At 63.1% G+C, this 21,905-nt stretch carries 15 protein-coding genes; 7 read left to right on the top strand and 8 right to left on the bottom strand.

The window, feature by feature from the left end:
- Window positions 1–34: 34 nt before the first annotated feature.
- Together KF708_18915 and KF708_18910 are read right to left on the bottom strand one after the other, a co-directional pair.
- Entirely contained in the window at window positions 35–1,543 is a 1,509-nt protein-coding gene (locus KF708_18915) for a hypothetical protein (protein MBX3414767.1), read from the bottom strand.
- Window positions 1,544–1,658: 115 nt separating this feature from the next.
- On the bottom strand, window positions 1,659–2,990 hold the full coding sequence (locus tag KF708_18910) for an LssY C-terminal domain-containing protein (GenBank protein MBX3414766.1): 1,332 nt from the start codon (window positions 2,988–2,990) through the stop codon (window positions 1,659–1,661).
- A gap of 456 nt (window positions 2,991–3,446) precedes the next feature.
- On the opposite strand from KF708_18910, the gene KF708_18905 reads away from it, so the two are divergent.
- The 4 genes from KF708_18905 to KF708_18890 all read left to right on the top strand — a co-directional run bounded on the left by KF708_18905 (window position 3,447) and on the right by KF708_18890 (window position 7,035).
- The gene (locus KF708_18905; GenBank protein ID MBX3414765.1) at window positions 3,447–4,199 is read left to right on the top strand and encodes a UvrB/UvrC motif-containing protein; all 753 of its coding nucleotides are present in this window, start codon (window positions 3,447–3,449) and stop codon (window positions 4,197–4,199) included.
- Window positions 4,200–4,474: 275 nt separating this feature from the next.
- Window positions 4,475–4,930 (top strand): carbon storage regulator, encoded by a 456-nt coding sequence (locus tag KF708_18900; GenBank protein ID MBX3414764.1) that lies wholly within the window; start codon window positions 4,475–4,477, stop codon window positions 4,928–4,930.
- Between the two features lie 261 nt (window positions 4,931–5,191).
- Window positions 5,192–5,995, top strand: a complete 804-nt coding sequence (locus tag KF708_18895; protein MBX3414763.1) for a polyphosphate kinase 2 family protein — start codon at window positions 5,192–5,194, stop codon at window positions 5,993–5,995.
- Entirely contained in the window at window positions 5,992–7,035 is a 1,044-nt protein-coding gene (locus tag KF708_18890; protein MBX3414762.1) for a nucleoside hydrolase, read from the top strand. The genes KF708_18895 and KF708_18890 overlap by 4 nt, the downstream gene beginning before the upstream one ends.
- Here the strand turns inward: KF708_18890 and KF708_18885 are convergent.
- Window positions 6,980–9,103 carry a hypothetical protein gene (locus tag KF708_18885; GenBank protein MBX3414761.1) on the bottom strand — a complete coding sequence of 708 codons (2,124 nt, stop codon included), beginning with the start codon at window positions 9,101–9,103 and terminating at the stop codon, window positions 6,980–6,982. The genes KF708_18890 and KF708_18885 overlap by 56 nt on opposite strands.
- Window positions 9,104–9,462: 359 nt before the next feature.
- Here KF708_18885 and KF708_18880 point away from each other — a divergent pair, with 359 nt between their 5' ends.
- A complete protein-coding gene (locus KF708_18880) occupies window positions 9,463–10,737 on the top strand; it encodes a glutamate-5-semialdehyde dehydrogenase (protein ID MBX3414760.1) in 1,275 nt (424 codons plus the stop codon).
- Window positions 10,738–10,762: 25 nt separating this feature from the next.
- Window positions 10,763–11,767, top strand: coding sequence for a flagellar motor switch protein FliM (fliM, locus tag KF708_18875; protein ID MBX3414759.1), 1,005 nt, complete (start codon window positions 10,763–10,765; stop codon window positions 11,765–11,767).
- A 13-nt stretch (window positions 11,768–11,780) separates the two neighbouring features.
- Here the strand turns inward: fliM and KF708_18870 are convergent, their stop codons facing one another.
- Together KF708_18870 and KF708_18865 are read right to left on the bottom strand one after the other, a co-directional pair.
- Window positions 11,781–13,064: an acetyl ornithine aminotransferase family protein gene (locus tag KF708_18870; GenBank protein ID MBX3414758.1), complete on the bottom strand. Its 1,284-nt coding sequence runs from the start codon at window positions 13,062–13,064 to the stop codon at window positions 11,781–11,783.
- Between the two features lie 56 nt (window positions 13,065–13,120).
- Window positions 13,121–14,641 carry an aldehyde dehydrogenase family protein gene (locus KF708_18865; protein MBX3414757.1) on the bottom strand — a complete coding sequence of 507 codons (1,521 nt, stop codon included), beginning with the start codon at window positions 14,639–14,641 and terminating at the stop codon, window positions 13,121–13,123.
- Between the two features lie 449 nt (window positions 14,642–15,090).
- Between KF708_18865 and KF708_18860 the strand changes: the two genes are divergently transcribed.
- Window positions 15,091–16,164, top strand: coding sequence for an FAD-dependent oxidoreductase (locus KF708_18860; protein ID MBX3414756.1), 1,074 nt, complete (start codon window positions 15,091–15,093; stop codon window positions 16,162–16,164).
- A gap of 25 nt (window positions 16,165–16,189) precedes the next feature.
- On the opposite strand, the gene KF708_18855 is transcribed toward KF708_18860, so the two are convergent.
- From KF708_18855 to KF708_18845, 3 genes are all read right to left on the bottom strand, one after another.
- Window positions 16,190–17,038, bottom strand: coding sequence for an MBL fold metallo-hydrolase (locus KF708_18855; protein ID MBX3414755.1), 849 nt, complete (start codon window positions 17,036–17,038; stop codon window positions 16,190–16,192).
- 204 nt (window positions 17,039–17,242) lie between these two features.
- A complete protein-coding gene (locus tag KF708_18850; protein MBX3414754.1) occupies window positions 17,243–20,308 on the bottom strand; it encodes a hypothetical protein in 3,066 nt (1,021 codons plus the stop codon).
- A gap of 454 nt (window positions 20,309–20,762) precedes the next feature.
- Window positions 20,763–21,821: a radical SAM protein gene (locus tag KF708_18845; GenBank protein ID MBX3414753.1), complete on the bottom strand. Its 1,059-nt coding sequence runs from the start codon at window positions 21,819–21,821 to the stop codon at window positions 20,763–20,765.
- Window positions 21,822–21,905 lie beyond the last annotated feature (84 nt).

The raw sequence follows: 21,905 nt of genomic DNA, 5'->3' as shown, positions 1-21,905 counted from the left end.
AGGCTAGCAGCCAGTGGAAGAATTCTACAGGTTGCTAGAGTTTGCCGAGCATTTCCACGGCCCGCGTTTCGAAGATCTTCTGCCAGTGTGGCGCCAGCAGGCATTCGCTGTCTTCTTGCGCGGCGCCAGCGTTCAGTAGTTGCTCTGTCGTGGGGGCGTAATAGATGTAGCCGTTCGAGTAGCCAGCGACGAACGTGTACACGTGCGGCGACGCTGCTTTGAGATTCAACCCGATCTCGACGACCAACTCGCCCGGAAACGCCAGCAGGATGAAGTCTCCCACGCGCAGGCCGACCAGTTCGGCCTCGAGCGTGCGCTTCGACGCCGCGAGATTCGTCGCCTGATGCTTGCGCAGCAGGGCTAGATTCGTCTGAATGCGGGTCAACTCCTCCATGACGTGGATGTTGTGGATGTACTGCTTGAGATAAGCGCGGTTCGTCGCGTCGAGCTTGCGCAAGTCGTCTCGGCCGGCGGCCTCGTCGCGCAAGTAGCGATGCGCGGCAGAGGAGGGATAATCCTCCGACCAGCCATACTTCACCGCCAGGGGGAGAAACGTCTTCAGATTCAGGTGCGTTCCCTGCAACGAGCGAAGCAACCGTTGCGACTCGCTCTCGAGCGCGACGATCCGCTCGGCCGTGTTGGCGCGCGGCAATTCGAGCACCTCGTTGCGAATGGCCAGCCGGTCGTCGTCTCGGCATTCGATCTTGCGAACCGCTTGCAGCGTGTTCAGGCCGAGCAGGTTGCCCAACGGTTCGCCGTCGCGCGGGCGATCGACGTCTTTGTACCAGATCGGATTGATGTCGCCGCCGCACCCCTGCACGTACAGCGCGATCGTGTCCTCGGCCAGATTCTGTTCGATGACGCGCGAGGCGAAACCGCTCATGTCGGCCGTATTGCCCCCGTTCGGCACGCTTTGAATCGGATGGCAGGCGAAGTTATACACCACCGCCAGCGGGCGACCGTCGCGACGATCGAGTCGCAATATCCCGATCTCAGGATCGACGGGCCCCACGGCCGCGACTTCGTCATCCGGCGGCAGCGAGTACGCATGGCGCACGTCGACTTCGCGACCGTCCTTCATCTTGAGACGCCGGTTCTCCATGATGCGGTCTTCGTGTCCGACGCCTGCTCCCACTCTCACGGGCACGAGTCCCGCCACGGCCTCTTTCACCGCGGCAAAGGTTCTCTCGACCACGTCGGCGCAGACGATGCCGTGGCAATGACTCGCGTTGACGAGGACGCTCGCCGGCGCGATGCCCAGCTCTTTCTCCAGCCGGGCGCGCACGTCTCCCAGATAGCTGTTCGGAATGGTGCCGATCTCGGCGATGGCCACCGCGTCGAGCGTGATCAGCACGGCTCGCGTCGAGTTGTTCTCGAGCACGAGCGCCTTGACGTAGAGCGGATCGTGGACCGGTCCCGCCGCACGGTCGGTGATCTCGACCTTGGCCACACCGGCACGTAACAAGCCGGCCGCGATCGACGTCACCGGCCAGACGCTCCATGCGATACAGCCAACGGAGAGGCAGGTGAGCCAGAATTTCATGGTCGTGGCCTGGGGGGATGAGGTGTGCGGCGGGCGAGAGTGACGCCCTGCGGCCGCGCCGACCAGGATAGTGCGGCCGACAGACCGTTTCCATCTCGCGGGCGAAATCCGCGATCTATTCCCAGGCTACGAATCGCGCCGTGGTTCGCGTGGGCGAAACCACCATCACGGCCAGCTTGCCGTCGGTGAAATAGGGATCCCCAGTCAGGTTGCGGCGGCGGATTTCTCCCGGCACGGCATCCTGCCGTGTGACGTAGCCCGCCAACTTGAGGCGTCCCGCCTGAAACAGGTCTTCGAGCACATAGTCGCGAGCTTCGTCGATATCGGGATCGATCCGGTGGGTCGTCAGGTTCCAGGTCCGCCAGGTCAGGCGTACGCCCATGTCGCGGCTGACCTGGCCGACCCAGACCGGCTGTCCCCCGAGTCGCAACGGCGTGGCCCACAACCGCATGTGCAGCCGCTCGTTGATCGATTTGCGCACACGCTGCAAGGCAAAGTCCTGGATGCGTCCGTAGAGGTGCAATGGGCTCACGGGCGAGTAGCGATATTCGGAGCCGGTCAAGAACGCTCGTGCCGTCTTCCAGCACGTCGCCAGCGTAATCACCTCGGTCTCGTCCCAGCGTGCGCCGAAGGCGCTCACCACCGTGGGGAACTCTCCCACGATCACCAGGTTTACCGGATCGCCGAAACGTGTGCCGCGACCGTTGAGCGTGGTCGCCGGCGCCTCGGCCAGGTGATGTCCCAGCGACAGTTCGTCGCACTCGATTTGCTGCTCCGCTGGGTAGAGATCCTGAAACGCCCGCCGCGCGTAGTCGGCGTCGAGCCCCGGCACGGGCACCGAAAAGACGAACTCGCGCGTGTCCTCGATCCCGAGCAGTCGTACGTGGATGATCTTGTTGCCGATATCGAGGGAGGTGAAGACAAACCCCTCCGACGTCTCGCCCGGTTCGACGGGGCGCAAGCGAAAGGCGTGTTCGTGAAAGTAGTCGTCCATCTGGCGATTCGCCCGCCACGCGCCGAAGAGCTTGAAGGGCAGCAGCCAGATGAGCGGGAAGAACACGAGCAGCGCCGCGGCGCCGAAGCCGAGGATCCGCTTGCCGCTCGAAAAGTGATTCGCCGCCGAGGCCTCGTGCGCGGAGAAATAATTCGGGTCGATCCCCACCAGGTTGACCCGGTAGGGGCCCTCGGCGCGGTTGACCACGCGCAGCCACAAGGGCTGAATGCCGCGCCGCGCCATGGGGACGCCGAAATAGTGCCGGCTTTCCTTGCTGTCGAGCACGGCCACCGTTATGTCGAGACCATCCTGCGATTGCGTCTGCGCCCGCGCGTCGAACGTACGTGCCGTGGGCCGGGGCCGATAGGGCACGAGCAGGCGGCGCAGGATGGGGGTCTCTTCGAGCGACATGTCGCTGCTACGGTAACCCCCCTGCCCTGTGGCGTCGAGCACCTCGACCACCCGTGTGTGGTAAGATTCTATGGCGGCCGAAGGCGCCGACAAGAGAAACTCGAAGCGTGAGTTTTTGAAATTGTGCTTTTCGCGGAATCGTAACCCGAAGCGTGAGCGAGGGAGCGCTTCGATCGACGTTCTTTCTAGGAATCCCCTTGCTGACGCTTCGCGCTTGGGATTGGTTCCTGACGCTTCGGGTTGGCAAACCAGCCAGACAATCTGGCCAGACACGACCACCCCGGCGCGATCGCAGATTCTCCGTGCAGGTTCCCAAGCCCAGAACCGTGCCTCGGCACCGCAAAGCCGGGCTTCGGTCAGACGTCGCAGACCGTAGAAACTCCCCAACCCTTGCTCCCTGGGTGTCGCCACTTTCCCAGCTGCGTATAATCGGGTGGAGGTAAGGCCGCTGCTAGCGACGTGAAGGGCTGGCCCGGCGGCGACGTCCAGGAAATAGTAATGGCGAAACGTCCCCCGCGACAAGATATCGATCACGTGCTCCGCGATTGGCCCCACGAGCCAGGCGAAATCAGCGTCCGGCTGGTCGAGGCACACGACGGTCGCGAGGTCCTGCAGATGCGGGTCGAGTTGGGGGTCATGCAACTCGAAACGACTCATCGCCCCGATGGTCAGCGTCCCGGCGGCGCCGAAACCTACTTCGACTATCTGCTCGCCCTGGCGATCCACGAGGGAGATGGCTTCACCCTCACCGAAGAGCAGTGCAACGAGGTGGATCGAGAGCTCGTGCAGTTCTACCATCGTCGCATCTGCTGGCTGGCGCTGCGCGAATACGAGCACGCTGTCCGCGATGCCGATCACAATCTCGCCTTCATGGACTTCGTCCGTAGTTGCTCCCCCGCGGACGAATGGACCGAATCGCACGAGCAATACCGCCCGTTTATCCTCTTCCACCGCACGCAGGCCGCGGCCCTGGCCGAGCTCGAAGAACGCGGGCCGGAGCCGGCGATCGAGACGCTGAACACCGGGCTCGATCGCCTGCGCGAAATCTACGCCGACGCCGACGCCGAAGAGCCCTTCGAGGAAGACGAGATGGTCGCCCGGCTGGTCGAGCTGCGTGAATCGCTCCGCGACCAATACAACGTCGGTCAGACCCTCTCGGAACGACTGGCCGACGCCATCTCGCGCGAGCAGTACGAGTTGGCCGCCCAATTGCGCGACCAGATCGCCCACCGCGCGAAGAAACGCGCCTGAGCCACCACCGCTAGTGGCCCTCTCGGACAGACGCTACAAGGCCAGTTTGTAGCCTTTCCAAGCACTTGTAAACATGCGCACAGTAGCGCACTGGTGTCCATGTTTTTTATTCGTCGTAAGTCTATATCGCATCCATGGATGCGGACTATTCCGCGCGGGCGGAAATTCGATTGGCACGCCTCCTGCAATAGAAGAATTCCGTTGTCCCACGCAGGCGACAACGATGGGAAATCAAACAAAGCCTGCCGACGCAGGCAGATGCCAAGGAGAAAGCCATGTTGGTGCTGACACGGAAGCTGAAGGAGCAGATTCGCGTTGGAAACGAGATCACGATCACCATCCTGCGTGTCTCCGGAAAATCGGTTCGTGTCGGCATCGAGGCCCCGCGAGAGGTGCGTGTCGTCCGTGCCGAGTTGCCCATGCTCGAAGAGACGATCGACGAAACCGAAGAGTCGGCCGAAGAAGTGGTGCCGGCCCTCGTCGTGCGGGCTGCCGGTCGTCGCGGACCCAAGACCGATGCCGCCAGCAGCACGCCGCGAACCGGTTCGAAGGTCAACCGCATCCATCCTCGCGAGGCGGTCGACGCCATGACCCCGCGACTCGGCAACGAGCGACGTGGCTATGGAGCCGAACGAGTGACCGTGGTCGAGCCTAGCGCAGCTCCGACAATGCGTCCCTCGGCTACGATGGGGCCCTTGGCCATGCGAGGTCTCGTCGGTCGCCGCGGCTAAATCCGCCACGGACCGCTCTCGGACGACTTTTCCAGCATCCTTTCGTGAACGATTCGCTCGACACTTCCCTCGCTGATTCCAGCGAACTCTGATCGCAGCAACGCTCCTCCCTCGCCGTGCCGTCGCGACGCCAGGCGCCACCCTGTACTGCGTCGCGGCGGCCGGCATTTTGCATTTTCGCACCGAGCCGCCTAGAGTGGTGCCCAACCGCGGCGCGTCTCGCGCCGCGAGAGGATTTCTGCACGCCACTCAGGACTCGCCATGTCGCAGCCGATCACCGTCAAGCCCGGCCACAAGATCCGCCTTGCCGATTTTGACGCCAGTTTCAAGAACGGCGTCGATTCTCGCGAGGCCGCCGAGGCCGAGACCGAGGCCAGCGTCTCGGCGATGACCGATCTCGCCTATCGGCTGTATGCCGAGAATCGTCGCGCCCTGCTTATCGTGCTGCAAGGCATGGACACCGCCGGCAAGGACGGCACCATCCGCCACGTCATGCGCGGCGTCAGCCCGCAAAGCTGCCAGGTCAAACCCTTCAAGCAGCCGAGCGCCGAGGAGCTCGATCACGACTTTCTCTGGCGCATTCACAAGGCCGTGCCCGCCAAGGGCAATATCGGCATCTTCAATCGTTCGCACTACGAAGACGTGCTCGTCGTGCGCGTCCACAATCTGGTGCCGCAGGACGTGTGGGAAAAACGCTACGACACGATCAACGGTTTCGAGCGGTTTCTCGTCGACGGGGGCACGACGATCATCAAGATCTTCCTGCACATCAGCAAGGACGAACAAAAAGAGCGCCTGGAAGAGCGTCTGCACGATGCCAAGAAACGCTGGAAGCTCAGCCCGGCCGACGTGGCCGAGCGCAAGCTGTGGGACGACTACCAGCGGGCCTACGAGGACGCCCTCACCCACTGCAACACGGATTACGCACCCTGGCACATTGTTCCGGCGAATCGCAAATGGTATCGCAATTTCGTCATCAGCAAGCTGCTCCGCGAGGCCCTCGAGAAGATGGATCCGAAATTCCCGCCCCCCGCGTCCGATCTCGACAAGCTGGTGATCGAATGACGCGGCGAGCACGCTGGATGAACGCGGCCGGGGCGCTGGTCGCTGGCTGGCTGATGACGACATCGGGAAGCTCGCTGCGCGCGACCGATGCGGATCGACCCGAGCCGGTGCGCATCATCTTCGACACCGACATGGGCAACGATATCGACGATGCGCTCGCCCTTTCGGTCCTGCATGCCTTGCAGTCGCGCGGCGAGTGCCAGTTGCTCGGCGTGACCATCAGCAAGGACAACGCCTACTGTGCCCCCTTCATCGACGCGGTCAATGAATTCTACGGTCGCGGCGAGATCCCCATCGGCATGGTGCATGACGGCAAGGAGAAGGAGGACGGCCAGTTCGTTCGCCAGGTCTCTCAAGCGCACGATGGCGACCGGCAGCGCTACCCGCACGACCTGCTACGGGGCGAGGACGCGCCCGAAGCGGTCTCCCTCCTGCGTCAATTGCTGGCTTCCTCGCCCGAGAAATCGGTCGTGCTCGTGGTGGTCGGTTTTTCGACGAACCTGGCCCGGCTGCTCGAGAGCGGTCCCGACTCGTACTCGCCACTCTCGGGACGCGAGCTCGTCGCCGAGCGCGTCCGCCTGCTTTCGATGATGGCCGGTATGTTCACCGATCCGCGGCAGAAGGAATACAACGTCCATATCGATCTTCCCTCGGCGGCCAAGGTCTTTGCCGATTGGCCGACGGAGATCGTCGCCAGCGGCTTCGAGATCGGTCTGGCGATTAAATACCCCGCGGCGAGCATCGAGCAGGACTTCAACTACGTCGAGCATCATCCCGTGCAGGAGGCGTATACGCTCTACCTGCGGATGCCCTACGACCGTGAGACGTGGGATCTCACGTCGGTGCTGTACGCGGTGCGCCCCGAACGCGGTTACTTCGGGCTTTCGCAACCGGGTCAAATCACGACCGATGCGCAGGGCGTCACCCACTTCGAGCCAAAAGCAGGCGGGCGCCACCGCTACCTGACGGTCGATGCCGAGCAGATCAGCCGGGTCCGCGAGGCACTGGTGCAGTTGGCCAGCCAGCCGCCGGATCGCTAGTCGCGGCCCGATCCGCCGGCCAGGGGGGCGTGGTGGGCGCACCCGGTGGAAGGTGCGGACCCACGTTCGGCGGCGCCGTCGCCTGGTACAAGCGCGGTCCCGGCGGCCGTGCCGGATGCAACTCGGCGTGCTGCTCGAGCAGAATGCGGCGCACTTCGAGCACGCTGCGCGGATGCCGATGCACCGTGAGATGATCGGCATTCACCGCGATCTCGCTCTCGACGTTGTCGAGATGGGCACTCGAGAAGTCCACGATGCCATCGCCGCGGCCGGCGAACCGCCCCTTCCAGCCCGTGTCTTCGACCACGCCCACGATGTTGTGATAGCGCACCCAAGGGGCTTGGGGAGACGTTAGCAGCACGGGCAACACGGGTGAATCGGGCGCGAGCGAATCGATGCTGGTCGTCATCGTCAGCAGGCTTGCATCGCGGAAGAGGTCGGAGTTTTCGCGATACAACGTCTGCGTTTGCGCCACCATCATCTGCGGTAGCGAGATCAGCTTGTGCCCCAGATAACGCGTCGTGGCGTTGGCGAACTGGCTGCCACGATGGGGCGTGCCGATCGTGACGACGCGCCGCACCGAAGGATTCGGATGGAAGAAGAACAGTCGTTCGAGCTCGGTGCGCGTGGCCGGATCGGCCTTCAAATCGGTGAAGGGGCGGTCCGACACGATCCGCCAGAACGCATCGGCACTCTCGACGGTCTGCATCTTCGACACCAGACCACCCATGCTGTGCCCTACCAGAATCATCTGGTCGAGCGCCGGTTCGCGGTGCGCGGGGTCGAGCTTCTCGCGCGCCCCCCACAGGTCGGCCCGGAACTGCGTCGCACTGATCCAAAATGGCTGCCCCGACGGATATTGATAGAACCAGAATTGGTAGTGCGCGCGGATGAGCGGATCGCTGCGCAGGTCGTTGAACATCTCCATCCAGGTGATCGGGCTCGACCACAGGCCATGCACCAGGATCACCGGGATCTTGCCCGGCTGATAGGGCTGCACCATCTTCAGCCCGCGCGTCTCCTGGCTCTCGGCTGGCGACAATAATCCGATGGTCGACGTATCGACAAACTCGGGCCGGTCGAGGAAGTACGCCAGCGGCGTGCTCAGATCGCTCTCCAACGGTACCCGGGCGCCCGCGACGTTGATATCGGTCGAGGTCAGCGGGTCGTACAGCTCGAGCAACGCCTGACGGCGCACGCCTCCGGCGGCCGAAGCGTCTGCCACGGGGGGCATCACGCGGAGGAAGGCCGTGACCGGAAAGCTCAGGCCAGGCGGGTAGTAGTCTTCCGCCGCATGCGCGCCCTTGTGCGGTTTGCGCACGGCGATCAACGGCACACCCAGCCCGTGCGTCTGATAGCGGTTCGTCAGGCCGCGAATCTCGTAATCGGAGACGAACTCGAATCGCTCAAAATCTGTGTCGTGCCATGCCTTGCTGCGCGAAACGACGGATAAATCCCAGGTGCTGCCAGCGATGGTGAGCGAATGCGTGGCGCCCGGCGTAATGCCCTGCTTCTTCGAGACGATGCGCAGCGCGTCTTCGAGGGCGCCGTTGTACAGATCGCACGCGCCGCGGAATTGCGGATCGTACGGGTTGCGTCCGTAGCCAACGCGATCGTCGAACAGGTACAGGTAGGCGTGCGCCACCGCCGCCGAGTAGAGGTCGAGCGCCTCCTGTTGATTCACGGCCTGAACGCGCTTGCCCGCCAGGTAGGATAACTCGGCAAAGGCATAGAGCTTCTCGGCCGAAGGCTCCTCCTGCGTCACTGTGCGCAGCCCGACCAACGTCTCGCGCGGGCTTTCCTTGAGCGTTCCCGCCAGATCGTATTTGCGCAGCAATTGCGCGGTCCGATCGCTCGGTTCGGCGTAGCCTTTGGCCGAGATGAGGAGCCGCTCGGTCAGGGGGTTCTTCGGCACCGAACGCAGCGCCACATTGCCCGAGGCGGCACAGCCAGCCAGGCAGAGCAACAAACAGGGCGCAAGCCAGGCTCCCCACCCGAACCGTGGGGGCGCGCAGCGTGTCGGGCTTGCGGCGAGCGCAAGCTGATCGGCGACTTGCATGGTGACCATGTACCAGGAACCTGGCGTTTCAAGACGTGAGCGCGCAGCCGTTCGCTCTGCGTCGGCTGGCGCGAATGCGGCGAAGGAAATAGAACATTCCCCAACCTGGGTCAATGTCGGTTCTCTCGGAGTCGACCTTCAGCGAGCAAAAGGTCGCGTGCCGGCGCGGTTTGCCGCTGATAGCGCACCGCCGGAAGCATGCTGCGACTACACGACCGACGTTGACTCTCCCTGGGGGTTGAGCGATACTTGCGCGGTGGCCTTCGCGGCATTTTTCGTGCGAAAAACGCCGCGTCCCGAATTTGTTTAAGCCATGAATACGAAACCATTTGCAGCGGCCAGCCAGCCGTTATCGATCGCGAGCTAGCATGGCCATTGCCGAGACCAACGATCTGCGTCGCTATTGTGTCGAGACCGCCCAGCGGGCACACCGTGCCTCGTTCGAGTTGGGGACCGTCCCGACGGAGCAGAAGCAGCAATGGCTCGCCCGCTCCGCCCGCTTGCTACGCGAACGTCACGCCGACCTCATCGCCGCCAACGAGCGCGATCTTGCCGACGCGCGGGCCAATGGCCTGACCGATGCGCAGATCGATCGTCTGCGGCTGACTCCCGCTCGTCTCGAAGATTTGGCCGCCGCGGTCGAAGAGGTCGCCACGCTGGCCGATCCCGTCGGCGAAGTGATCGAAACTTCGACGCGGCCGAACGGTCTGCGGGTCGACAAGATCCGGGTGCCCCTCGGCGTGGTGTTCTTCATCTACGAGTCTCGTCCCAACGTGACGATCGATGCCGCGGCCATCTGCGTGAAGAGCGGCAACGCCGTGATTCTGCGCGGCGGCAAAGAGGCGCGGCATTCGAACCAGGCGCTGGCCGAGTTGCTGCGCGAGGCGCTCGTCGAGACCGGGTTGCCCGTCGATGCCGTGCAACTCGTCGAGACGACCGACCGCGCAGCCGTCGGGCACTTCCTGGGGCTCGACCAGTACATCGATCTCGCCATTCCCCGTGGAGGCGAGGGACTGATTCGCCGCGTGGCGGCCGAAGCACGCATGCCGGTCATCAAGCATTTCACTGGCAATTGCCACCTCTACGTCGATCGTGCGGCCGATCTCGACATGGCCGAGACCATTGCGATCAACGCCAAGTGCCAGCGGATGGGGGTCTGCAACGCGGCCGAATCGCTGTTGGTGCATGCGGACGTGGCGGCCGAGTTCCTGCCCCGCATCGGCGCGGCCCTGGCCGCCCGCGGTGTCGAGATTCGAGGCGATGAGCGCGTCTGCGAGCTCGTGCCGGGCGCCGTCGAGGCGACCGAGGAGGACTGGGGGGCCGAGTATCTGGCCCCCATTATTTCGGCCAACGTCGTCGCCTCGCTCGACGAGGCCATCGAACGCATCAACCGCTACGGTTCGCACCATACGGATGCCATCATCACGCGCGACGAAGTCGCCGCCCGGCGATTTACCGCCCGGGTCGATAGCTCGGCCGTGGTCGTAAATGCCAGCACACGCTTCAACGACGGGGGCTGCATCGGGCTGGGGGCCGAGATCGGCATCAGCACCGACAAGTTCCACGCCCGCGGGCCGTGCGGTCTGAAAGAGCTTACCAGCTACAAGTATGTGATCGTCGGAGACGGTCAGATTCGCCAGTAGCGTTACCCTTCGCTGGGAGACATGGATGTCTGGAGAGATACTCAGCCAGGCTGAGGTCGAAAGCCTGCTCTCTTCGCTCGATAGCGCCCCCTCGCCAGGCGGCCAGCGTGGTGGCTCGCGCTCCGATGCCGGACGCCCGCGCGAAAAGGTCACCGCCTACGATTTCAAGCGTCCCGAGCGCGTCGGCAAGGACCAGATGCGCGCCTTGCAGACCCTCTACGAGGGCTTCGGTCGCAATTTTGGAGCACAGCTCTCGACATTGCTGCGCAGCATCGTCGAGGTCAAGCTGACGAGCGTCGATCAGCTCACCTACAGCGAGTTTGTCTTCAGTCTCGAGAATCCCACCTGCTTCAACCTGCTGAAGGCCGAGCCGCTCGAAGGCAACCTGATTCTCGACATCAACCCGTCGATCCTCTATCCGATCATCGATCGTCTGCTAGGTGGCAGCAAAGAGAGCGCGCCGCTGGCTCGCCGCCCGCTGACCGAAATCGAGCTACGGCTGGTCTCCCGCATTACGAGCTTGTTCCTGGCCGAGATGCGCCGCGCCTGGGAGAACGTGCTCGAGTTGACTCTCTCGGTCGTCCGCGTCGAGAGCAACCCGCAACTTGTGCAGATCGTGCCGCCGAACGAGGTGGTCGTGCTCATCAGTTTCGAGCTCACGCTGGGCGAGCTGCGCGGCATGATGAACCTCTGCATTCCCTACAACGCCATCGAGCGCATCAGCAGCCGGCTGACATCGAACAGTTGGACCGCCTACGGCCGCCGCACGTCGAATGCCGAGAGCATCAAGCAGCTCTCACAGAATCTGCACGGATCGCTCGTGAATATCGTCGTGCAACTGGCCGAGACTCATCTCACGGCACGCGAACTGATCGGTTTGCGCGTTGGTGATGTTATCACCACCGAGAAAGACATCCGTTCGCCGATCGAGGTGCTGGTCGAAGGCGCGGCGAAGTTCCGCGCCAAGCCCGGTTCTTTCAAAGGACACAAGGCCATCGAGGTCTTGGGCCCCACCGACAAGGCGCCGTAGCCTGCCCGAAGGGTTATTCGCTGCAGATCTGGGCAAAAATACGCAGGCCCGTGGCGATCTGGTGCGAGGTGACGCACAAGCCCGGGCAGAACCGTACCGCCGACTTGCCACAGCCGACCAGCAGCAGGCCTCGCTTGAAGGCCGCTTGGATGATTGCATCGCGACGTTGCGGGCAGGGAGCACCAGCGGCCACCACGTCGACGGCCACCATCAGCCCCAAGCCGCGAACGTCGTTCAGATGAGCATGCGCCTCGGCCAGTTGATCGAGCCCCGCCTTGAGTTGCTCGCCACGCTGGCGCGCGTTGTCGAGGTACTCTCGCTCGATCAGTTCGAGCGTGGCCAGGGCCGCCGCAGCGCAGACCGGGTTGCCGCCGAACGTCGAGGCGTGACTTCCCGGGGGCCAGTTCATCAGCCGCTCGCGCGCGATCATGGCCCCGATCGGCATGCCGCTCGCTAAACCCTTCGCCAAGCAGAGCAGATCGGGCTCGACGCCGAAATGCTCGAGCGCGAACATGCGCCCCGTGCGGCCGATGCCCGTTTGCACCTCATCGGCCGCCAGCAGAATGCCATGCTCGTCGCACAGATCGCGTAGCATGGGCAAGAACTCGGGACTCGGCACCCGGTAACCGCCTTCTCCCTGTACCGGCTCGACGAAGATAGCCGCCACTTCTTCCGGCGGCGCCACCGTCGCAAAGAGTTTCTCGATCTCGCTGCGCGGGCAGTCGTAGTTTACCCAGTGCGTGCCCGGCAAGAGCGGGGCGTAACCCCGGCGGTGGACCGCCTTCGAAGCACACAACGAAAGGGAGCCCAGCGTCCGGCCATGAAACGCCCCTTGAAAGGCCAGGAAACGCTTGCGGCCCGTGTGGTACATGGCCAGCTTCATCGCCGCCTCGACCGACTCGGTGCCGCTGTTCGTGAAGAATACTTTTTTGGGGCTGGTTCCTGGGGCGAGCTTGACGAGTCGTTCGGCCAGTTCGACCTCGGCGGGGTAATAGAAATCGGTGCCCGACATGTGCAGCAGCCGGTTGGCCTGTTCGGTGATGGCCGCTACCACCTCGGGATGAGCGTGCCCCGTCGACGTCACCGCCAGGCCAGCCGTGAAATCGAGAAACACGTTACCGTCGACGTCTTCGATGGCGCAGCCCCATCCTCGCCGCGCCACGAGCGGATAGTCACGCGTGTACGAAGGCGAAAGCACGGCCCGATCGCGCGCCACCCAGGCAGCCGCCTTTGGGCCGGGGAGCGGTGTCACCAGGTGGGGCGCCTCTTGCAGAGGCATGTTATAGACTGTGGCCATCGGTTCGATCCCTGCTTGCGTATCGTGCGATTTCGGAGCGGACATCGGCGCCTCCCTTATTCCACTTTGGCACTCATGCCTTGTGCCATCGTGATGTGCGTATCGTGATTCACGGTGAACGCCGTGCGATGTGTCACGGCATCGACCAGCGCCGCCGCCGAAGGTTGCCCGTTGCCGCTGCGTTTCACCCCGCCAAAGGGCACGTGGACCTCGGCACCGATGCACGGCAGGTTCACGTAGCCCATGCCATAGTCGCATTCATCGCGGTAGTAGCGCCAACGGCGGAAGTCGCGAGTAATCACCGCCATCGACAGGCCATAAGGCGTGTCGTTGTAGATCTGCACCGCCTCGTCGTCGTCGGAAAAGGGAATCACCGCGACGTGCGGCCCAAAGACTTCTTCGCGAATCGTCCGCAAGCCTGGCCGGTGCTCTTGCTGGTAGATGAACGGCGACAGGTAATGTCCCAACGAGTGCTCGTCGTCCATGATCCGGCCGCCGTCAAGCAGGATCTCGGCCCCTTCGGTCCGGGCCAGATCGTTGTAGCGCGCGACTTTGTCGACGGCTGCCTTATTGATGAGCGGGCCGCTGAATGATTTCGCGTCGAAGGGATCGCCAAAGCACAGACGCTTCGCCCGATCGACAAAACCATCGACAAAGCGATCGAGCAACTCGCGATGCACGATCATGCGACTGCCCGACACGCAGCGCTGCCCACTTGTCTTAAAAGCGCTCAATACGGCTGCATCGCAGGCAAGCTCCAGCTCTGCATCCTTACAGACGATGACGGCGCTCTTCGAGCCCATCTCGCAGGCGCAGGTCTTATGGTCCGATTCGGCCGCCAGCCGGCGAATGTGCGAACCGACGTCGTAACTGCCGGTAAAGGCCACCACGTCGACCTGCGGATGGCGGGCAAGGGCATCCCCCGCTTCCTCTCCCAGGCCATGCACCAGGTTGATGGTACCCGCCGGGAAACCGGCTTCCGCGAACAAGGCGATCAGCCGGGCGCCGATCTCGGGCGTCTCTTCCGACGGCTTGAAGACGGTCGTGTTTCCTTCGACCAGGCTGGGCCCGAGCATCCACAGGGGCACGGCGAAGGGGAAGTTCCACGGCGTAATGACGGCCACCACGCCGCGCGGCTTCCGTCGCACGTACAGATCCTTAGCCTCGATCTCCGAGGCCACGATCTGTCCCACCGGCTGCCGGGCCGTGCCGGCCACGTACTCGATCATGTGCAGCCCTTCGACCACTTCGGCCCGGGCTTCGTTCAGGATCTTGCCACTTTCGCGGGCCACGATCGCCGCCAGCTCGTCAACGTCGCGTCGAACGAGCTCGGCCAGACGCAGAAACAGCTCGCCCCGCTTGATCTGGCTCGTGCGGCGCCACGGTCCAAAGGCCCGCCGCGCGGCCGCCACGGCGGCTTCCACTTCTTCCCGAGAGCCACGCGGATAGGTCCCCAGGATCAGCTCGAAGTGTGCCGGGCAATAGTTCTCGAACCGTTCTCCACCGGCATCGTGCCACGCACCGTCGATGAAGTGGCGGCCCAGCCAAAGCTCGTTCGTCGTCGTGGTGGCCATCATGTGCTTCCTTTGCTCGATTTCCGCGAGAGCATGCCCCGTCCACGGCACAGCGCGAATCGGTGGCGTCTTGGCAAGCCTCTTTACTCCGTACGCAACACGATCGCTGGAAGTCGGTTACGAGCGGCCGGACTCTCCCGGCTACCATGGGAACCATACGTTTCCCACGAATTGGGGCAAGCCACAAATCGAAGGTCCGAAAGCACTGCCCCGGCCAGCACTTGCGCCGGAGGAAAACCCGCCTTGCGTGGGCCACTGCCAGAATCGGGAGACGCCCCAAGCAGACTTTGCCCGCCGACGCGGACGCCTAGGGCGCCGCGCCTCGTGCTGCAAGGTCCCCGTCGCACACTCGCTGGCTCATAGACGGGCGCGGACCAATCCCTATAATTTGCCAGTTCCTAACCGAGCACCGCCGTGCGACATGGTGAAGCACAGCCGGTCCGGTATCGGCGATGTCATGGAAAGGGCTCGCTCTCGTGACAGAGAAAGTGGTCATCATCGGCAGCGGACCGTCGGGTTGGACGGCCGCCATCTATGCAGCTCGTGCAGCGCTGAAGCCCCTCGTCTTCGAGGGTGCCATTACCGAGGCCAACCGCATCGCGGGCACGCTCCCGCTGGGGCAGCTTGCGCTGACGACCGAGGTCGAGAATTATCCTGGCTTTCCAGCCGGCGATTTAAGCGCTTATCTCGATCACTCGATCGCGGCCGACCGGCGTGGCATCATGGCCCCGCACCAGAAGGAGGGCGTCAGCGGTCCCGAGCTCATGGAGCTCATGCGCCAGCAGGCCACGAACTTCGGTACCCGGATCGTCACCGACGATATCGTCGACGTCGATTTCGATCGCCACCCCTTCCGCCTGACGGCCTCGAGCGGCGAGGTGACCGAAGCCCTCACGGTGATCATCGCCACTGGTGCCCGCGCGAATTATTTGGGCCTGCCCTCGGAGGATCGCTACAAGAATCATGGCGTCAGTGCCTGTGCTGTCTGTGACGGTGCCCTGCCCCGCTTCCGCAACAAGCCGCTCTTTGTCGTCGGCGGGGGGGACTCCGCCGTCGAAGAGGCCACCTACCTGGCCAAGTTTGCCAGCCGGGTACATCTCGTACACCGCCGCGATGAACTCCGCGCCTCGAAGATCATGGCCGCCCGGGCCCTCGAGAACGAAAAGATCGCCATCGAGTGGAATAGCGCACTCGATGAAGTGCTCGGCAACGAGAAGCAAGGTGTGACCGGCGTCCGTTTGCGCAGCACGGTCGACAATTCGTCGCGCGAGCTGGAGGCCACGGGCGTGTTCCTCGCCATCGGCCACACGCCCAATACCGCTTTCCTCAAAGGCAAGCTGGCGATGAACGACAAGCAGTACATCAAGTGGGTATCGCCCCCGCGCACCTATACGAGCGTTGAAGGGGTCTTCGCCGCGGGAGATGTGGCGGACGACTACTATCGCCAGGCTATCACCGCCGCCGGCACCGGCTGCATGGCCGCGCTCGACGCCGAACGCTGGCTGGCCGCCAAGGGATTGGAATAACGGAATTCTCGTGTCGCCGGCGTTGTCAGACCGCGGGTCGCGGCTCGACGATCGCGAATTCGCGTTTCTCGTCGCGCACCAGGCGACTGATCGCCACGTCGGGATCGTGCCCCCAGAGGACGTGCCAGCCTTCGTCGGCGGCTCGGCCCAGGACCTGTGGCTTGCGCCGTCGTGTATCGAGCACCGACGTGTCGTAGGCCATGCACCAGTACGTTCGCAGATGGTGCGTGGTCGGGCAGAGATCGGCCAGATAAATCGCCGTGCCGGCCGAGGTCTCGATCAATACCGATTGATGTCCCCGGGTATGTCCGCTCGTGACGAGAGCGGAAATCCCCGGCACGATCGGCGAATCGCCATCGACGAGTGCCAGGCGTCCGGCATCGGCCAGCACCGCGAAGTTCTCTTGCGGATAGGCATTGCGCAACTCGGGCGCGCCACTGGTCGCATCTTCCCATTCGGCTCGCTGCACGACATAAGTGGCCCGCGGAAACGTGGGCACGATGTGGCCTCGCGAGTCGCGCCGGGTAGCTCCGCCGCTATGATCGAAGTGCAGGTGCGTCAGGATCACCGTGTTGATCTCGTCGACCGAGACGCCCAAGGCGGCAAGATTCTCGACCAGCGGCTCGCCTGGCTCGAGCGCCAACTGGTCCCGTTCGCGCGCGCTCTGTTTACTGCCGGGCCCGGTCTCGATGAGTACGGTATGCCGGCCGTTGCGCGCCAACAGACAGTTGGTGGCCATCCGTATGCGATGGCGTTCGTCGGGCGGAGAGACCTGCTCCCACAGCGGGCGTGGCACGATGCCGAACATCGCTCCCCCGTCGAGCCGCAAACGCCCGCCGCTCACCGTATCCAATCGCCAATCGCCCAGTTCCACGACCGCCACCTCTCTGCGAGCCCTGCCTGCCGGTGAGAAAACCCTGATTGTCGTCTGCCAGGCATCGTACCCGCTAGTGAACAGACGATACGCCCGACGACGAACCCCAAGACATCCCGCTCCATCGCCAAAAAAAAACGCACGCGAGGCAACTTGTACCTCGCGTGCGGGAAGGAATCGCGATGGTCGTGGGGACGCAAACCGTTAGAAGACGTTGGTGGCGACGAAGTTGTCGAGCGTGCCGCCCGACATGCGCACGCCAATCAGACCGGGACCGGCGATGTCGTTGTCGATGATGTCGCACAACAGATTGCCGCCGGCGAACAGCTTCAATTGGTTACCCAGAAGCACAAAGCGTATCGACGTGCTGGTGATCGACACGGGCGTGTATTCGGAGTGGGCGATGTTCACCCAGCCGGAACCCGTGTTCTTCCAGATCTGGGCGGCGACGGAGTTGCTGCCGACCCGTTGCAGCAGGGCGAGATAGCCATTCGAGTCCCCCGGCCCCGAGTAGCGTGCCAGGACGCCGGCACTCGCGCCGGCGATGGGAGTGACCACGGCCGAGATCTCCACGTCGGTCAGGGAAAGACCGTTCACGGTCGCCACCGACGTTTCGCCCGAGAGGAGCGCCAATTGATTATTTACCCGGCCGAGATCCCCCACTCGTTCGGTCCAGAAGGCGCCGAGGGAAGACGTGTTTGGCCCATTAAAGCCATCGGCAAAGGGGAGCGTGGCATTCGAGACCGGCGGCAGGGCCAACTCGGTGACTGTGAAGTTGTCGAGAGAGCCGCCTGCCAGGCGCACCCCCACACCACCGGGGGCCGTGATCGAATTGTCGATCACGCCCGTCACCAATTGATTGTTGAAGTACAGCGACAACTGATTGCCGACGACGTTGAAACGCAAGTCTCCCTGTCCGCTTGCCACGGTCACGCTGCGCAGCGGCGTATAGACCCCCCCTACGTTCTTCCAGATCTGTGCGGCGAAGCTGCCCGCATCGGAGTGGAACAGGCGCGCCATGTAGAAATCGCTGTCGCCCGGTCCCGTGTAACGCGCGATCAGGCCTGTACTGTATTGCGCTGGCGTCGTCGAGACATTGATGTTGGCGGCGATCGAGACGTTTTCCTCGAAGATGCCATTGACCGTCGCGATCGCGGTGTCGTTGGCAAACTGTGTCATCACGTCGTTGTTGATGCCTGCGTCGCCGGTGTGCTCGGTCCAGAAGGGGCCGAGGAAGCCACCAGGCGCGCGGTCGAACGAATCTCCGAACGGCAGCACGGCGTTGGACGAAGGGAGTGGCGTCGCGACGATGGCGGCAAAGTTGTCCAGCTTGCCCCCCGTCTGACGCACGCCCACGCGTCCCGCGACCGTCAGCGAGGTATCGATTACCGTGGTGACCAGGAAGTTTTCAAAGTAAAGGTTCAACGTCGAGCCGTAGACTTCGAAGCGCAGATTGCCCGATGAGATCGAGCCGACACTGATGCTGCGCAACGGCGTGGTCGCCCCGCCGATGTTCTTATAGATCTGGATCGCGTAGCCGCTGTCCGACTTGTAGAAGATGCCCCAATAGGCATTCGTGTCGTCGGGACCTTGCGAGCGGATGATGAAGCCGACGCTACGTCCTGCTTCGGCATCGCTCAGATCGACGTTGCCACTGACCGTGACGTCGGCTGCCGTCAGGCCATTCAAGACGGCGGTCGATTCGGTGTTCTGATACAACACCATTTTGCCGTTCGTCATGCCGAGATCGCCGTCGGTCTCGACCCAGTAGATGCCCAGGTCAGTGCCTGGCGCGCGATTAAAGTCATCGCCAAAGGGCAGCGACACCGTGCCCGGCGGCCGCACGAGCACCGTGCCCCCGGCCGTGCCGTCCGTCTTCCATAGCGTGCGCAGGCCCGCGTTATTATCTGTGAACCCCGTGAAAAACAGGGTGCCGTTGAAGTTGGTCAGCCCGTAAGGACCATCGCCGGTCGTTCCCGGGCTCAGGTCCTTCACCATCACAGTGCCCGTTTCGGAGCCATCGGACTTCCACAGCTCGCGACCGTGCGTGCCGTCGTTCGCCGTGAAGTACAACACGCCGCCGACATTGACCAGGTTTCTGGGGTGTGAGGAAATAATGCCCGGAGAGACTTCCGTGACGGCGATATCCTTGACGACGACCGTGCCTGCCTCGGTGCCGTCGCTCTTCCAGAGCTCGTAGTTGGGAATACCGTTGGAGGGAGCCGGGGCTGAAAAAAAGAGGGTGCCACTGACATTCGTCATCCCCGAGATCGAGCTGCCCGCAATCGTCGTGACCCCAAACTTGACGAGCTCGGTTCCCACGGCGGTGCCATCCGACTTCCAAAGATCCGTGTGATTCGTGAGCACGCGGCCGTAGCCGAAGTACACGATTCCATCGACCTCGACCAACTCCTGGATGGAATACTCAGGCTGCGAAGCCAACATGATTTCGGCATTATCCACGGTGCCATCGCTCTTCCACAGGCGGTCCCCCGCCTCGGTCCAGCGAGTTTCGGCGAAGTACAGCTCGCCACTAGCGACCGTGAATTTTCCGAGGCCGTGCGATTGACCATCGTTGAACACTTGCACCAATACCGTGCCGGTTTCCGTGCCGTCGCTCTTCCACAGCTCGTGCCCAGGCACGCCACTGTTGGCCGAAAAGAACAGCGTGCCGCCGACGTTCGTCATGTCGTCGATGCTCGAGCTATCCGTGCCGGGCCGAATGTCCTTGACCCGCACGGTTCCCGCCACGGTGCCGTCGCTCTTCCACAGCTCGGTGCCATGAACCTCGTCGAAGGCTTTGAAGTACAGCATGCCATTGACGTTCGTCAGTTGGCTAGGTTCCGAACCCGGATAGATCCCGTTGTCCGCCTGGATGTTCTTCACCATCACGGTTCCGGTGGCGGTCCCATCCGTCTTCCACAACTCCGAGCCGGTGGCGCCAACCTTCGCGCGGAAAAAGAGCACGCCGTTGACGTTCGTCAACTCGCTGATTTCGGCGTTGGTCACCGTCGGCGTCAGGTCCTTGACGATGACGGTGCCCTCCGCGGTGCCGTCGGTCTTCCACAGCATTCGCTCGAACGTGGGCAGAGACTGCGCGACGAAGAAAAGCTCGTTGCCCACCTGCGTGATTTGCTCGGGATTTCCCGGCGAGGTCGACAGCAGCCGGCGCTCTTCGAGCGGCTCGCAAGAAATGTGGCGGGAACGAAATCCAAGCCCCAAAGCGCGGCTGGGCGTGGAGCGGCATCGACGTCGTTTGCTAAATAGCATCAATCCTTTTCCCCCGAGAAGGCCGTTTTTGCTCGGCCTAAGGTGACCCCAATAATGCCCATGAGAAAGGCTGATTTCGCGGTTCTATACGACAATAGTCATCCGATTGATTTCGGGAATCAACCCTCTTTTTACCCTGAGGGGAGGTTTATGACGATCAAACCGCGTTTCTCTGGTGGGTATTGAACGATCTGCCGGCCTGACGCAGGCAATGGTCACTGCGCAAGAGCAAATGCTATACCGTCTTCCGGCGGCAGCCACCGAAGATGCAAAAGCTGTGAAAACGACGCGAGAATCGCACGCTTTCTTGCTGCAGAAAGGGCATCACGCCGGGGAGAGGTGAGCGCTTTTGGGTCATAGCATGAGCGCGGCCAAGTCAAATTGACTGGTTTGCGCGCACACATCACGAGTCGCTCGCGCGTGAATCCGCTTCAGAATGGGCGGACCAGTCGGACTACCAGAAGCTGCTCGAGCAGTCGCTGCAGACGTCGATGTCCCGTTGCTTGGACTGCGCATGGAGACGACGGAGGTCGTAGTAGCGATGGTTTCGCCAGATCTCGCGAATCGTTTGTTGGCGAACGTTGCCTACCAGTTCCCGACCCGCGTAGTCGCGGCAGCAGATCGAGACGTTGCCGTTGGCCAGCACGGTGAACGTGCGCCACAGTCGATCGCAGGGCTTGCGGATACGGCGATTCACCAGGCTACCCAGCGCTCCGGCCCAGTTGTGCAACCGCGTATAGTCGATGCGATCGACCATGTTCGAGAGCAACTGATCGGTTTCTTCGCGGTTCGAGGTTTGCGTGCAGGTGGCGATGATGCGGAGACTCCCCTGCAGATCGGCGGCGTCGCGCATCGCCTTGAAGCGGCGGACATTCTCGATCACCTTCTCGTGCGACAGCCCGATGCGCAACTCGTTGAACTCGGTGGCGCTGGCGCCGTCGATCGAGATCTTGATCTCGTCGAGCCCCGAGTGGAGCAGCCGTCGAGCCGTCTCGTCTTTCAACAGAGAACCGTTCGAGAAGAGCTTTACGCGTCGAATGCCCAGCTTCTTCGCCAGCGCGATCCGGTCGGGCAAGGCCTTGTCGAGCAGCGGCTCGCCAAAATTGTGCAGGTGCAGCAGCTTGCACTTCGCCGCGGCGCATTCGCGGACGATCTTCTCGAACAACTCGTCGTCCATGGTCTCCTTGGGACGATTCATCGTGTCGCGAGGACAGAACGTACACGCCGCGTTGCAGCGGCTGGTCGTCTCGATGCGCACGGTGGCCGGAAAGCTGCCCAGCAGCAGGTTCATGCCCGCCGCCATGGCGCGCGACGTCACGTGGGCCAACAGCGAATCCGACTCGCGGATCGGCGCCGTTTCGGGAGGTGGCGCGGTCGCCGGCTTCGCCGCCGGGGGCATCGTCGAGGCGAGACTGTCGACGATCGGTAGCTTGAAGTGGGGTCCGCCTCGCGACGACTGCTCGGGGCGCGGCGGTGCGTCAATGATGCGAAACGGATTCTCTTGCGACGGCATCGTGTGCCCACCTTGGCCAGTTTTTACGGATCGCGAAGTCTCTGCGCAGCGACCCCCTCGGTCGACGCGCAGCGCGCCGATCAC

The sequence above is a fragment of the Pirellulales bacterium genome (genome assembly GCA_019636335.1).
Taxonomy (GTDB): domain Bacteria; phylum Planctomycetota; class Planctomycetia; order Pirellulales; family JAEUIK01; genus JAHBXR01.
The sequence above is the reverse complement of the archived record's forward strand: the minus strand, read 5'-3'. Positions and strand labels throughout refer to the sequence as shown.